Below are 14,816 nucleotides of genomic sequence, written 5' to 3'. Positions count from 1 at the left end.
CATCCATCGCTGAACTTTTTGAAGGAAGCCCCGCAATGGCACCTCGCGTTCTCGTATCCGACGAACTGTCGGAAACCGCTGTCCAGATCTTCCGTGATCGTGGCGTCGAAGTCGATTTCCAGCCGCAGCTCGGCAAGGACAAGGACAAGCTCGCCGAAATCATCGGCAACTACGATGGTCTCGCCATCCGCTCCGCCACCAAGGCGACGGAAAAGCTGATCGCCGCTGCGACCAATCTCAAGGTCATCGGTCGCGCCGGCATCGGCGTCGATAACGTCGATATCCCGGCCGCCTCCAAGCGAGGCATCATCGTCATGAACACGCCGTTCGGCAACTCGATCACCACGGCCGAGCATGCCATTGCGCTGATGTTCGCCGTTGCCCGCCAACTGCCCCAGGCCGATGCCTCGACGCAGGCCGGCAAGTGGGAAAAGTCGAAGTTCATGGGTGTCGAAATCACCGGCAAGATGCTCGGCGTCATCGGCGCCGGAAACATCGGCGGCATCGTCTGCAAGAAGGCTATCGGCCTCGGCATGCATGTTCTGGCCTACGATCCCTTCCTGTCGGCCGAGCGCGCGCAGGAAATGGGCGTCACCAAGGTTGAGCTCGACGAGCTGCTGGCCAAGGCCGACTTCATCACGCTGCACGTTCCGATGACCGACAAGACCCGCGGTATCCTCGGCAAGGAAAACCTCGCCAAGACGAAGCCCGGCGTTCGCATCATCAACTGCGCCCGTGGTGGCCTGGTTGACGAAGCAGCGCTCGCAGAAGCCATCAAGTCCGGCCACGTCGCCGGCGCCGGCTTCGACGTCTTCGAGGTCGAGCCCGCCAAGGAGAGCCCGTTGTTCGGCCTGCCGAACGTCGTCTGCACGCCGCACCTGGGTGCGTCGACCACGGAAGCACAGGAAAACGTCGCCCTTCAGGTCGCCGAGCAGATGTCGGATTACCTCGTCAAGGGTGCGGTCTCCAACGCCATCAACATGCCGTCGATCACTGCTGAAGAAGCACCGATCCTGAAGCCGTTTATCCGGCTTGCCGACGTTCTCGGTGCTTTTGTCGGCCAGGTGTCGGAAGATCCGATCAAGGAAATCGAGATCCTGTACGATGGCGCGACGGCCACGATGAACACCAAGGCGCTGACCTCGGCTTTGCTCGCCGGCCTCATTCGCAACCAGGTCGCCGACGTCAACATGGTTTCGGCGCCGATCATGATCAAGGAAAAGGGCATCGTGCTATCCGAGGTCAAGCGTGACAAAACCGGCGTCTACGACGGCTACATCAAGCTTACCGTCAAGACCGACACGATGACGCGTTCGATCGCCGGCACGGTCTTCTCTGACGGCAAGCCGCGCTTCATCCAGATCAAGGGCATCAACCTTGATGCCGATGTCGGTTCGCACATGGTCTACATCGCCAACACCGACGTACCCGGCATGATCGGCTTCATCGGTACGACGCTAGGCGCCGCTGGCGTCAACATTGCGAACTTCCAGCTCGGCCGCGACAAGCAGGGGGGCGATGCTATCGCGCTGCTTTACGTCGATGGTCCGATTGGCGATGAGGTTCTGGCCAAGCTGACAGCACACTCGGCGATCCGCCAGGCAAAGCCGCTGGTGTTCGCAGTCGATTGAGTTTTGCTCCCCAGGCAATGAGAAAACCCGGCGTGGGAACCTGCGCCGGGTTTTCTCGTTTTGTCTTTCGGTCGACCACGTTGATCACTGTCAGGGGCGACCATCGGTCTCTTTCTACGGTTGTTGAACAACCAATTTGGGAGCTTTCATGACAAAGTCAGTCGTCGCTATCGCCCTTGCGCTCGCCTCACTCATCAGCCTGTCAGCTTGCGCAAACACGGCGAACGGTCTTGCCAAGGACGGCAGGGAAGCGGGCAATGCGCTGGATGTCAGCACGCATCGCATCCTCAAGGCCGGCGCGAACTAAGTCGAGCGGCCGGCCTTTATGTTTGCAGGTTAAACCCGCCTGAGCAAGCGGGCTCGCGGCTACTGCGGGTTCGCTGGAGCCGGAGCGGCTGGCGCCGGGGCGGCCGGAGTCTCGGTAGCCGGGGCAGCAGGAGCTGGAGCGGCAGGAGTCCCAGCTGCTGGCGGTGTCGCGGGTGCAGTCGATGCAGGTGGCGGTGACGCCGGCTCGGAAGTGGTCGGAGCCGGTGCGTTCGGTGCCGTCGCGGTCGAACCGGTTTGTGTTCTCGGCCAATAAGTGGCTGCTAATGCTACGATAACGACAATGGCTGCCAAAACAATCCACAGCGTCCTGCTCTTGGACGCCGAGGTATTCGGGTTTGGTCTGTTGAAGTCATTCGTCATGTTACTCCTCCTCTCAACGTTAACGCCCCAGCGAGCGAAATGTTCCCACTGCGTGCAAATTGCGCAGCGAGACTAACGCAGAGGTTTTGTACCTGACCCAGTGCCTTTGAAAATCGTAGGCGTATGAAGGGCGGGCGAAGCGCAAATTTTACCGTAACGTACTTCTAATTTGCGTTCTTTCGTGGCTCGCTTCGGACCGCTGCCCAGGCCGTTGCCCAGGACTAGGCAGCCTTGGCGCGCGGTTCTTTTCGGAGTTGGAGGCTGGTGAGAACGGGTATCGTGGCAGTCTCCGTTGCAGCGTTTGCGACTGGCATACGTGGGTGGGTGCGCACTGCGGGCCGCCATATCCGGGGCGCGCTTATCGCTTTCTCGGCCTTCAGTGGAACTGCAGTCGGCTGCGCCTATGTCTATGGGCAGGTTCCGCAGCAGACCGACAGGCAAGATTTCCCTCAGCGCGAACTTGTTATCGGCACCAAGCAGGCACCGCCATTTGCGATGAAGGATGCCGATGGCAATTGGAGCGGCATTTCCATAGAGCTCTGGCGCGAGGTCGCGCAGAAGCTAGGGCTGCAGTTTCGCCTCGCCGAAGAGCCCGATGTTCAAAAACTCATCGAAGCCACATCGCGGGGCGACTACGATGTTTCCGTCGCAGCGATCACCATCACGGCCGACCGCGAACGCCGCGTGGATTTCAGTCAGCCCTTCTACGATACCGGCCTGGGGATCGCTGTGTCAGTCAACAGCGTGTCGGTGTGGCGCGAAATCACCCGGACAATGATCTCAGCGGGATTCCTGCAGGCGGCGGGAGCGCTGATCGGTATCTCTCTGCTGGTCGGCGCACTGGTGTGGCTGTTCGAGCGGCGCCACAACGACGACTTCGGCGGACCGGTCGGACGCGGTTTGGGAGCGAGCATCTGGTGGTCCGCGGAGGCCATGACGCAGGCAAGCACCGGGCATCGCGGGCCGATCACCGTTGCGGGGAGGGCGCTTGCGATCATCTGGATGGTGGTATCGATCATCACGATCGCCGTGTTCACCGCCAGCGTCACTTCCGCACTGACGACGAGGCAGATGCGCGGGCTGGTCAATGGCGTGGAGGATCTGCCGGGCGTGCGCGTTGGCACGCTTGCCAATTCGGCGACCATCGGCTTCCTGGACGGCGAGCGCATCAAGCACCGCACATTTGCCCAGGTTGCCGACGGGCTGAAGGCGCTCGAAACAGGATCGATCGATGCCTTCGTCTACGACAAGCCGCTTTTAGCGTGGACTGTGGAGCAGCATTTCTCCAGCAGCGTGCAAGTCCTGGATGTCGATTTCGAGCCCCAAAGCTACGGGCTCGCCATGCCGCTCGGCAGACCGTATCGAAAGGCAATCGACGTCGCCGTCCTTCAGGCGATTCACGATCCGCGTTGGAAACGAACGATCTTTCAGTACCTCGGAGAAAAACGCTGAGCGAAAGAGCGGTGCCTGCTTAACCCCTTACCTGGCCGGCTTCAGCAGTCTCAGCGCATTGATGGTGACCAGCACCGTTGCGCCGGTATCGGCCAGGATCGCCGGCCAGAGGCCAGTTATGCCTGCGATGGTGGTCACGAGAAATACCGCCTTCAGGCCGAGCGCGATGGTGATGTTTTGGACGATGTTGCGCATGGTGCGCTTGGAGAGCGCGATCATCGCCGCAACGTCGCTGACGCGACCATGCAGGATCGCGGCATCGGCAGTTTCGAGCGCCACATCGGTGCCGCCGCCCATGGCGATACCGACATCGGCGGTCGCAAGGGCAGGGGCGTCGTTGATGCCGTCGCCAACCTTGGCAACGATCAGGCCGCCGCGCTTCAGCTCGGTCACGATGCGTTGCTTGTCCTCCGGCATCAGTTCGGCGCGTACCTCGATGCCGAGCTGTGTGCCAATCGCTTTTGCGGTGCGGTGATTGTCACCCGTTAGCATGACAGTCTTGATGCCTGCCTCGGTCAATCTCTCAAGGCCGGGCTCGGCGTCATCGCGCGGTTCGTCACGCATGGCGATGGCTCCTGCCAGCGTGTCGCCGACGATTAGTACCGAAACTGTTTTTCCATCGTCGTTGAGCGCCGTGATGCGCGCGACCTGATCCGATGAAAGAGGGATTTGTTCGCTGGCGGCTTTGGGAGACCCGAAGAATACGGGTTGGCCCTCGACGGTCCCGGTGATGCCTTTTCCTCCCAGAGCCTTGGCATTGCTTGCCGCGGGGAGGGTGATCTCGGCGGCGGTTGCTCGCGCCAGGATTGCAAGCGCCAGCGGATGGCTGGATCCTGTCTCAAGGGCAGCGGCATATTTCAGGACTTCGCCTTCGTCCTTTCCAATCGCGATCACATCGGTCACCTGCGGCTTGCCTTCCGTCAGCGTGCCTGTTTTGTCGAATGCTACGGCAGTGACTTTGCCGAGGGTCTCGAGAACCGCGCCGCCTTTCAGCAGCAGACCGCGGCGCGCTCCAGAAGAAAGCGAGGCGGCAATCGCGGCCGGGGTCGAGATCACGAGGGCACAGGGGCAGCCGATCAGCAATATGGCGAGGCCCTTGTAGATCCATTCGTTCCAGGCGCTGCCTGCAAGAAGCGGCGGCAGGATCGCGACAAGGGCGGCAACCACGACGACGCCGGGCGTGTAGTAACGAGAGAAACGGTCGATGAAGCGCTCCGTCGGCGCCTTTGATTCCTGCGCCGCTTCGACCAGCCGGACGACACGCGCAATCGTGTTGTCCGCCGCCGCTGCCGTCACCTTGACCCGAAGAGCCGCGTCGCCGTTGACGGTACCTGCAAAAACGGTGTCGCCCACGCCTTTTTGCACGGGCGTACTTTCGCCGGTGACCGGCGCTTCGTCGATTGCACTTTCGCCGGACAGGATGGTGCCATCCGCCGCGATGCGGTCGCCCGGACGAACCAGAATCGTCGAACCGACGGCGAGGCTCTCGGCGGGCACTTCCCGGGTCTTGCCATCCTCTTCGAGGAAGGCGCGTTTCGGGACAAGGGTCGCCAGCGACTGGATGCTCGCGCGTGCCTTGCCGGCGGCGATGCCTTCCAGCAGTTCGCCAACCAGAAACAGGAAGACCACGGCGGCGGCTTCCTCGCTGGCCTGGATGATCACCGCGCCAACCGCCGCGATCGTCATCAGCATCTCGATCGAAAAGGGCGTGCCAGCGAAGGCAGCGACGATTGCGCGTCGGGCGATTGGAACAAGGCCGACGAGCACTGCCATGATGAACACGTAGGGCGCAATTGCCGGCACGAGGTGGCCGATGACGTAAGCTATAACGAGGGCTGCGCCGGCAAGAATTGTCAGCCGGCCCTTCTTGCTGTGCCACCAAGGTCCGGCCATAGGGGCCTCGTGACCGTGGAGCCCTTCCAGCGCGTCAGGCACTCTTTCCGCTACATGCTCATGACCTGCGTGATTATGCCCGGCGTGGTCGTGATTACTGTGGTCATGGTCATGGTGGGAATGGTCTGCCGGCTGTGTATCCGCTGGCATCCTTCCGGTCACCTGTGAGACGGAATAGCCAAGGCTCATCACCTTCTTTTCGATGGCGACAAGATCGCTGCTGCCGTCGTGACGTACAGTCATCGTCCCCGCGGTCACGGAGATAGAAACGTCTTCGACACCTGGGATGCGTCGGACGGCGGTGTCAATCTTGGCTGCGCAGCTGGCGCAATCCATGCCGCCAACCCTGTAACGTTTCTCGACCGTTTCACCCATGATCCGCTTCCTTGTCAGACAGAAGCATCCTCCCTACATCCTCTAGCGACTAGAGGTGCAAGAGGAAAATCATGAAAACGATCACGATCGGCGAAGCCTCCCGGAAAAGCGGCGTCAAAGTGCCGACGATCCGCTACTACGAGAGCATCGGCCTCCTGCCGGAGCCGAACCGGAGCGAAGGCAACCAACGTTCCTACGAGCCGGCGGATCTGCGCAGGCTCGCCTTCATCCGTCATGCCCGCGAGCTTGGCTTCGAAGTGGAGGCGATCCGCACCCTCCTGACCCTGCAGGACGACCCGCACCAGTCATGCGCCTCTGCAGACGCGATCGCCAAGGCGCGCCTAATCGAAGTCGAGCAGAGGATCCGAAGCCTGATGGCGCTGAAAGCGGAGCTGGAGCTGATGGTGGAAGGCTGCGGTCACGGCCGTGTCGATCAGTGCCGTGTCATCGAGGTTCTGGCGGATCACGGCCAGTGCAGCCATGCCCATCACTGATGGGGAGGGGAGGCAGGAATACCGCAATGCACAATCCAAAGGCGTTGCGCCTAAAGTTTGTGCGAACTATGATTCTGTTTTTGTTTAGCTTTTCGACCTATAACCCGTCGATCCGCTGCCATTACTTCTTGTGATCTAGTATGACCGGTTTCCAGAAAGCATTTGCTCCGATCGATGCGCCGAACGATGATTTTCAGTCGCTGTTTGCAACCCATCCGTCGCCGATGTGGGTCTACGATCCCGGCAGCCTTCGCTTCCTGATCGTCAACAATGCTGCCGCCGATCTCTACGGCTATTCGCGCCAGGACTACGCGCGCATGACGGTCCTCGACATCAGGCCGGAGCAAGAGCGCAAGCGAATGCTCGATGCCGTGCAGGCCCGTACGGATATGGAGCGTGCGGAGCGCTGGACGCATTTGAAGGCCAATGGCGAAACCCTGGAAGTGCTAACCTACGGACGGGCGGTTCGCTTCGACGGACGGGATGCGATCCTCGCGATCGTGCAGGACCGGACCGAGGTCAACGCAGCCCAAAGGCAGGTGAGCGATACACGCTCAATGCTGGACAGTATCGTCGACAACCTGCCCGTAGGCGTCTTCGTGAAGGACATGGAAGAAGACGGACGCTACATCCTTTTCAACGAAGCGTGTGGGGTCATCGTCGGCCACGATCCAGAAGGTATCATCGGTCAGAGCGACTCCATCATTTTCGAAGAGAAGCAAACGGCGATCTTTCGCGAGCAGGATTCCCGAGCTCTCGGGGCAGGTACAACCATCAGCTTCGAAGAGACGATGCAGCGCGCCGATGGGACGCCGCGGATTCTGCGGACGATCAAGCGGGCTCTGCCCGCACCGGACGGCGGCGTGCCGCGCTATGTCCTGGGCATTTCCCAGGACGTAACCGAGGAGCGATCGGTCGAGGCTCGTCTCGCTTACATGGCAATGCACGATGCGCTGACGGGCCTGCCGAACCGCGCCTCTTTCGCCGATCATATCCAGCGGGAGGCACCGGTCGCCACGACGGAAAACCCGCTGGCGCTGCTTTACCTCGATGTCGACCACTTCAAGCATATCAATGACAGCAAAGGGCATGCCGCGGGCGATGCGCTGCTATGCCAGGTCGCAGGGCGCCTGATGCAGCTTGTCGCCGATGGCGACCTCGTCGCGCGTCTCGGCGGCGACGAGTTTGCGCTGCTGCTCCGACTGGAGCGACGTGAGAACATTGAACGCTTTGCCGAACGGCTGCTCCGATCGTTATCGGCCCCATTTGATCTTGATGGCGTCGACGAGCATGTTACCTGCAGCATCGGCATTGCGCTTGCGCCGGAGCACGCCGAGGACGACGATGTCCTGATGCGAAACGCGGACCTTGCGCTCTACGCAGCGAAGGAAAGTGGTCGCTCGACCTATCGCTTTTATCTTCCTGAAATGCGCCTCGAAGCCGAGCGCAGGCACATGCTCACGGCCGAGCTTCACGAGGCGCTGCTAAAGGGCCAGTTTGAACTGCACTACCAGCCAATCGTGCAACTTGATGACGATGGTCTGGCGGGCTTCGAGGCCTTGATCCGCTGGCGCCATCCCGTACGAGGGCTGGTCCCGCCGATGGAATTCATACCCATCGCCGAGGAGACGGGCCTTATCATTCAGATCGGCGAGTGGGTGCTGCGCGAAGCCTGTCGGGCGGCGGCGGCCTGGCCCGATCACCTCAAGATCGCCGTCAATCTCTCCGTGTGCCAATTTCGCCACAACAGCCTGCTTGCGACCGTTGTTGCGGTACTGGATGAGACCGGTCTCCGTCCTGAACGCCTTGAGATCGAGATCACCGAGTCAGTCTTCCTCGCCGACGTTGAGCAGAGCCTGCCGCTCTTGCGGGCGTTGAAGGAACTCGGCATCCGCATCGCCATTGACGATTTCGGCACCGGTTATTCCTCCTTCAGTTATCTGCGCGCCTTTGCCTTCGACAAGATCAAGCTCGACCGCAGCTTTGTCTCCGGCATCGAAACGGATCCGGGTAACTTGGCGATCGTGCGCGCGGTCGTCGGCATCGGCTCCGGTTTCAACGCGACAACGCTTGCGGAAGGGATCGAGACCGAAGAGCAGTTACGGAAATTGCGCGCCGAAGGCTTCAGCGAAGTACAAGGCTTCCTGCTTGGCACGCCTATGCAGCAGGCCGAGGCGGAGGCCCTGATACACGGCGGAGCCTCTCCCTTGCTTGCCGCGACCGGCTCCTGAAATCATTACCTCGAAGGTGTCAGCTTTGCTGCGTGGATCGCTGACGGGGCAAGCTCCTGATTTATAAAGCAGTTCTAAGCCGCCTTTTCAACGGCAGCAGCGAAAGGCCGGCGAGCGAGGCAAAGGCTGCGCCAGCGAGAAAGGTTATCTGGTGTCCGCCCCAATCCCAGAGGGCGCCGGCGAGCACGCTCGCGGCGAGAAGGGCGACACCCGCAATCAGGTTGAAGATGCCGAAGGCGGTTCCGCGCAGTTCGGCGGGTGCGGCATCCGCAACAAGGGTCGCCAGCAGGCCCTGTGTAAAGCCCATGTGGAGCCCCCACAGCAGTACTCCAATCCCGAGGCCTGCCAGCCCGGGAAGAAACGCGAGGCTGAGGTCGGCGAGAACGAGAAGCGCCAGCCCGACCATCAGCAGGGTTATCCTGTCGACACGATCCGCCATGACGCCTACCGGATAAGCCGAGAATCCATAGGCAATGTTCATGACGATCAGGACGATCGGAACGAACATGACGGGAAGTCCCATCTGTTGAGCATCAAGGATGAGGAAGGCCTCGCTGAACCGTGCAAGGGTGAAGACAGCAGAGACGGCAACGACCAGCCAGTAGATCACAGGCAGTCGAACGAGTTCCGAGGCTCGGAGCGGCACCCGAGCGCGCCCTTGGTCGGCATGCGGCGGTTCCTTGACGACAAAGAGGATGATCGCGACCGAGCAGAACGCCGGTATGACGGCGATCCAGAAGACCGTCGCATAGTGGTCGGCGGTCCACCACATCAGACCCAAGGCCAGTGCCGGCCCAAGGAAGGCGCCGACCGTGTCCAGCGACTGACGCAGACCGAAACTTGCGCCGCGGATTTCCTTCGGGCTGATGTCGGCTATCAAGGCGTCGCGCGGTGCGCCCCTGATGCCCTTTCCAACGCGGTCCACGAAACGCGCGGTTACGAGCCAGCCCAGCGACGGTGCCAGGGGAAACACTGGCTTTGTCAGCGCGGCCATTCCGTAGCCCAGGGTCACGAGCAGCTTTCGCTTGCCAAGCCAATCGCTGAGCGCTCCGGAAAACACTTTGGTGATGGCGGCGGTCGCCTCGGCAATGCCTTCGATCACGCCGACTGCAAATGCCGAAGTGCCGAGGATGGCAACCATGTACACCGGAAGCAGCGCGTGGATCATCTCGGAGGAGATGTCCATGAACAGCGAAACGAAGCCGAGAGCCCAGACGCCTTTCGGGATCGCCCGCAGGGCTGCGGGTCGCGAGCCGGCAACGTCGACCATATCGAACTACCTTTCACAAACGAACCCGCCAGGGTCTTCTGCTTTCGAAATCTGACGGCGACCTGAAAAAGCGTCCGAAGCCTAGCGTGATATCGTCCTCCTCGTGCGCTCGGACACTTCAGTCTAGCCGCTGCGGGATCAATCGTTACATCTCAATTGTTTGCCGGCAGCGCAAGCAGGCGGAAAATGTTGACATAGCCGATTCACGCGTGGATCATATGGTCCATGGGGTCGCGATCACCCCACGAGGCGCCAGCCGAAGAGTCGCGTCCAACGAAGCCGCTAAAACGGAGGACGCGCGATGCCGTCATTCACCGAAATCTCAGCCGACAAACTGAACCGCCTCATCGGCACGCCGGGTGCGCCTGTCTTGATCGATGTGCGCAATGACGAGGACTTTTCCGCCGATCCTCGTCTCATTCCCGGATCGATCCGCAAGCCATTCAAGGATGTGGAGGAGTGGGGTGCCGAAACCCACGGCCCGGCCGTCATTGTCTGCCACCACGGCGCCAAGCTTAGCCACGGCGTTGCCGCGCATCTTCGCGTCATGGGTACGCAGGCCGAAACACTGGAAGGCGGGTTCGAGGCATGGATCAAGGCAGGCGGTCTCGCCGTGCCGGACGATAAGCTGCCGCCGCGGGACGCGAAGGGGCGGACGGTTTGGGTCACGCGCGCGCGCCCGAAGATCGACCGTATCGCCTGCCCCTGGTTGATCCGCCGCTTCGTCGATCCATCGGCTGTCTTCCTGTTCGTTCCGACCGCTGAAGTGCTGATGGTCGCCGACCGGTTCGGCGCAACACCGTTCGACATCGAGGATGTCTTCTGGAGCCATCGTGGCGAGCGTTGCTCCTTCGATATCATGCTGGAGGAGTTCACCCTTCAATCCCAGCCGCTCCTCAGGCTTGCGACGATCGTCCGGGCTGCCGACACCGCAAGGCTCGATCTTGCACCCGAAGCAGCGGGATTGCTGGCGGCTTCGCTCGGGCTCTCGCGGATGTTTGCCGATGACCTCGAGCAATTGCAGGCCGGCATGACCCTTTACGATGCCTTCTACCGATGGTGCCGCGACGCGACCGACGAAACGCACAACTGGCCCTCCGCGAAGAAGGGAAGTTAGATGACCAATCTTGCCACGAACAGGCCCGCCGACGACACGACGGGCGGGACGGGTCACGGTGTCTCCTTCGGCGAGGCCTTTCGCGTCTGGTTGCGCGTGGCGGCGTTGAGTTTCGGCGGCCCGGCCGGGCAGATCGCCGTCATGCACAGGATCGTCGTCGACGAAAAGAAGTGGATCGGCGAACACCGTTTTCTGCACGCCCTCAACTACTGCATGCTGTTACCCGGGCCAGAGGCGCAACAGCTCGCCATCTATATCGGCTGGCTCATGCACAGGACGGCAGGAGGCCTTGTGGCCGGCATCCTTTTCGTCTTGCCCGGCTTCCTCTCCATCCTGGCCTTAAGCTACGTCTACGTGATATTTGGCAACGTCGAGGCCGTCGAAGGCATGTTCTTCGGCCTCAAGGCCGCCGTGCTTGCGGTCGTCGTGCAAGCGGTCATTCGGATCGGGGGCAGGGCGCTCAAAAATCCCGCGATGGTCGTTATCGCGCTAGTGGCATTCTTGGCGATATTTGTGCTCCACGTCCCATTCCCGCTCATCATTCTGGCAGCGGCGATAACAGGCTTCCTCGGTTCCAAATCCGGTTCAAGGCTCTTCCAGGTGGGTAATGGCCACAAAACTGCGGCGGGTCACATCCTTGCCGATGTCGACTCCGCGCTTGGTGAGGAAACGCCGGTTCATGCGCGGCCAAACCTGGTGTGGTCGCTTAAGATCTCGGCTGTGTTGCTGGCACTCTGGCTCGGGCCGCTTCTGCTGCTCTACGTTTTCCGTGGCGGAGATGACGTGTTCACGCAGATCGGCATCTTCTTTAGCAAAATGGCCGTGGTGACTTTTGGCGGCGCATACGCCGTCCTCGCCTATGTCGCGCAGGAGGCGGTGCAGCACTATGGCTGGCTGCGGCCGATGGAGATGCTAGATGGACTCGGCATGGCCGAGACGACTCCGGGGCCGCTGATCATGGTTCTACAGTTCGTCGGGTTCATGGGCGCCTATCGCGACCCGGCTGGCCTCGATCCGATGACCGCAGCCACGCTGGCGGCGATGCTGACGACCTGGGTCACGTTCGTGCCGTGCTTCCTCTGGATTTTTCTCGGTGCGCCTTTCATTGAAAAGCTCAGGGGAAATGCGGCGCTCGCAAGTGCAATGTCGGCGATCACCGCTGCCGTGGTGGGTGTGATACTGAACCTCGCCATCTGGTTCGGTCTGCACTTTCTATTTGTCGAGGCTCGCGTCCATCAGTTCGGTCCACTATGGGTCGAACTGCCGGTCTGGTCGTCGCTCGCCCTGCCGTCGCTGGCTCTCAGCCTTGCCGCAGCGGTTGCGATCTTCCGGTTCAGGATGTCGGTGATCCCCACACTGCTTGGATGTGCTGCTGCCGGAATGGCGTGGAGGCTGATCGCGTCGTTCTGATCGAGCCGCGCTTCGAACCAGGGCGGCGCGAGTGATGAAACTTGCTTCCTCTTGCGCCGGACCCCAATCCTTTCTATATCCTCGCCAACGAAAGTCCGGCGGCCGATCCCGCTCTGACGCAGGAAATCCGCCGGCTCAGATGGGCGGACCGCAACAAGCTTAGAATTGGCAGCCACCTGTGAATACACTGGATTTTGACAAGAGGCCGGAAGATACCCGCGTTGTCGTCGCCATGTCCGGCGGCGTTGATAGCTCCGTGGTGGCAGGCATTCTCAAGCGCCAGGGCTATGACGTGCTCGGCATTACGCTGCAGCTTTACGACCACGGCGCGGCCGTTCACCGTGCCGGTTCCTGCTGCGCCGGCCAGGATATCGACGATGCGCGTCGCGTTTGCGAAACGCTCGGTATTCCTCACTATGTCCTGGATTACGAAAAGCGCTTCCGGGATACGGTGATCAACCCCTTCATGGAAAGCTATGTGGCCGGCGAGACGCCGATCCCCTGCGTCTCGTGCAACCAGACGGTCAAGTTCGCGGATCTCCTGGCAACGGCCAAGGAGCTTGGCGCCGACGCGCTGGCGACTGGCCACTACATTCGCTCCCGCGCCAATCCGGCCCCCGGCAATCCCGGTCGCCGCGCCCTTTATCGCCCTGCTGATGCCGATCGCGACCAAAGCTACTTCCTCTTCGCGACGACGCAGGAACAGATCGATTACCTGCGCTTTCCGCTCGGCGGTCTGCCCAAGGCAGAAACCCGCAAGCTTGCCGAAGAGATGGGGCTTGTCGTCGCCAAGAAGGCCGACAGCCAGGACATCTGTTTCGTGCCGCAGGGCAAATATTCCGACATCATCAACAAGCTGAAGCCGAATGCGGCACTCGCAGGCGAGATCGTCCATCTCGACGGCCGCGTGCTGGGCCAGCATGAAGGCATCCTGCACTACACGATCGGCCAGCGCCGCGGCATCGGCGTCGCCACCGGCGAGCCGCTCTATGTCGTCTATCTCGATGCCCGCTCGCGCCGGGTCATTGTCGGGCCGAAGGAGGCGCTGGAGACGCACCGCGTCTATTTGCGGGATGTCAACTGGCTGGGTGACGAGCCGCTTGTCGAGGCGGCTTCGGGCGAGGGCTTCGTGTGCTTTGCCAAGGTTCGCTCGACGCGTGCGCCGACGCCTGCCGTCCTGCATGCCGATGCGACCGGCATCTATGTCGACCTCGCGGTTGGCGAGGCTGGCGTTGCGCCGGGCCAGGCCTGTGCGCTCTATTCGTCACCCGGCGACGACGCCCGCGTGTATGGCGGTGGTTTCATCGAACGCTCCGAGCGCGAACCGGCGGCGGAAGCTTCGCTGAAGGCGCTGTTGGCCAGCCCGGTCGCGGCCTGAAAAAGCCTGTGGTATTTTCTCGATCATGCGCTTGACACAAAGCCGAAGCGCACCTTATAAGCCGCTCATCCCACGGGCCGAGCGCATCGCGAACGGCACCGTTGACCAGTGGCGGAGTAGCTCAGTAGGTCAGAGCAGAGGAATCATAATCCTTGTGTCGGGGGTTCAAATCCCTCCTCCGCTACCAGTCAAATGATTGTCCGACCCGGACACATAGGTCACAATCGGTACCTAAGACATCGGTGACAACCTCGTGCCGAACGGGTTGTCGATTGTTTGCAATGTCCTCTGTTCGAGGTCGATATATCCGAGATCATAGCGCAGGAAGCTGACGAGCCAAATGCCGTCGTCGACTTCTTGAGGCCGAGCTTCTGGCCGGCCATGACGGTTGAGATGTTGATCTTCTTGCGATGGATGCACAGACGGCCGCAATTGGTGACGATGGCATCGCGGTCGTGGAAGGGGTAGCTGATCTCGGGCAGCCCTTCATAGGTGCCGGCCGAGGTCTGGTAGACTTCGGCCGGCACCTTCATCGACAGGGCCTCGTGCGGTCTTTCCGTGTTGAATTCGCTGATGAATGCGTCGAAGCGCATCTGCTGCTGCAGGATATTGCGTCCCGGCGGGCGGGTGGCTTCCTTCTTCAGCGTCAGATGCATGCGCTCATGGCGGCCGTTCTCCTGCGGATGGCCGGGGCGGATGCGCTCGAAGACGATGCCGAGCCTCAGCCACCAGACCGACAGCTTCGAGAGATTGTAGAGCCCGTTCGGGCTGGCGAAGGGCAGGCCGTTGTCGGAGCGGATGGCAAGCGGCAATCCGCGTTCGGCAAACACCCGCGCGAAGGCATCGAAGACGCCGCGTTCACGGGTCGTCTCGAAGGC

The 14,816-nt window shown here is 61.3% G+C and carries 10 protein-coding genes, 1 tRNA gene and 1 pseudogene; 9 read left to right on the top strand and 3 right to left on the bottom strand.

Annotated elements, in window-relative coordinates; translation table 11 throughout:
• Window positions 1–35 precede the first annotated feature (35 nt).
• The 3 genes from serA (at window position 36) to AS026_RS21670 (ending at window position 3,770) form a co-directional block, all read left to right on the top strand.
• Window positions 36–1,631: a phosphoglycerate dehydrogenase gene (gene serA / locus AS026_RS21680; RefSeq protein WP_062371735.1), complete on the top strand. Its 1,596-nt coding sequence runs from the start codon at window positions 36–38 to the stop codon at window positions 1,629–1,631.
• Between the two features lie 148 nt (window positions 1,632–1,779).
• Window positions 1,780–1,938 (top strand): hypothetical protein, encoded by a 159-nt coding sequence (locus AS026_RS21675; protein WP_025660921.1) that lies wholly within the window; start codon window positions 1,780–1,782, stop codon window positions 1,936–1,938.
• Between the two features lie 644 nt (window positions 1,939–2,582).
• Window positions 2,583–3,770, top strand: coding sequence for a transporter substrate-binding domain-containing protein (locus AS026_RS21670; RefSeq protein ID WP_245268003.1), 1,188 nt, complete (start codon window positions 2,583–2,585; stop codon window positions 3,768–3,770).
• 27 nt (window positions 3,771–3,797) lie between these two features.
• Here the strand turns inward: AS026_RS21670 and AS026_RS21665 are convergent, their stop codons facing one another.
• Window positions 3,798–6,038, bottom strand: coding sequence for a heavy metal translocating P-type ATPase (locus tag AS026_RS21665; protein ID WP_062371733.1), 2,241 nt, complete (start codon window positions 6,036–6,038; stop codon window positions 3,798–3,800).
• Between the two features lie 71 nt (window positions 6,039–6,109).
• Here AS026_RS21665 and AS026_RS21660 point away from each other — a divergent pair, with 71 nt between their 5' ends.
• Both AS026_RS21660 and AS026_RS21655 read left to right on the top strand, forming a co-directional pair.
• Window positions 6,110–6,532 (top strand): MerR family transcriptional regulator, encoded by a 423-nt coding sequence (locus AS026_RS21660; protein ID WP_018859225.1) that lies wholly within the window; start codon window positions 6,110–6,112, stop codon window positions 6,530–6,532.
• A gap of 140 nt (window positions 6,533–6,672) precedes the next feature.
• Window positions 6,673–8,763, top strand: a complete 2,091-nt coding sequence (locus tag AS026_RS21655) for a putative bifunctional diguanylate cyclase/phosphodiesterase (RefSeq protein WP_062371730.1) — start codon at window positions 6,673–6,675, stop codon at window positions 8,761–8,763.
• A gap of 61 nt (window positions 8,764–8,824) precedes the next feature.
• Here the strand turns inward: AS026_RS21655 and AS026_RS21650 are convergent, their stop codons facing one another.
• On the bottom strand, window positions 8,825–10,033 hold the full coding sequence (locus AS026_RS21650; protein WP_025660924.1) for an MFS transporter: 1,209 nt from the start codon (window positions 10,031–10,033) through the stop codon (window positions 8,825–8,827).
• Between the two features lie 301 nt (window positions 10,034–10,334).
• Between AS026_RS21650 and AS026_RS21645 the strand changes: the two genes are divergently transcribed.
• From AS026_RS21645 to AS026_RS21630, 4 genes are all read left to right on the top strand, one after another.
• Window positions 10,335–11,150 (top strand): chromate resistance protein ChrB domain-containing protein, encoded by an 816-nt coding sequence (locus AS026_RS21645; protein WP_025660925.1) that lies wholly within the window; start codon window positions 10,335–10,337, stop codon window positions 11,148–11,150.
• Window positions 11,151–12,560 carry a chromate efflux transporter gene (gene chrA, locus AS026_RS21640; protein ID WP_062371718.1) on the top strand — a complete coding sequence of 470 codons (1,410 nt, stop codon included), beginning with the start codon at window positions 11,151–11,153 and terminating at the stop codon, window positions 12,558–12,560.
• 178 nt (window positions 12,561–12,738) lie between these two features.
• Window positions 12,739–13,938, top strand: a complete 1,200-nt coding sequence (gene mnmA / locus AS026_RS21635) for a tRNA 2-thiouridine(34) synthase MnmA (protein WP_018116390.1) — start codon at window positions 12,739–12,741, stop codon at window positions 13,936–13,938.
• Between the two features lie 110 nt (window positions 13,939–14,048).
• Window positions 14,049–14,125: transfer RNA gene (locus AS026_RS21630), tRNA-Met, on the top strand.
• Between the two features lie 44 nt (window positions 14,126–14,169).
• Here the strand turns inward: AS026_RS21630 and AS026_RS21625 are convergent.
• Window positions 14,170–14,816 (bottom strand): annotated as a pseudogene (locus AS026_RS21625) (integrase core domain-containing protein); the annotation flags it as partial.

Source organism: Rhizobium altiplani, from assembly GCF_001542405.1.
Lineage (GTDB): Bacteria > Pseudomonadota > Alphaproteobacteria > Rhizobiales > Rhizobiaceae > Rhizobium > Rhizobium altiplani.
Note: the sequence above shows the minus strand (reverse complement) of the source record. Positions and strands in the feature narration are given on the sequence as shown.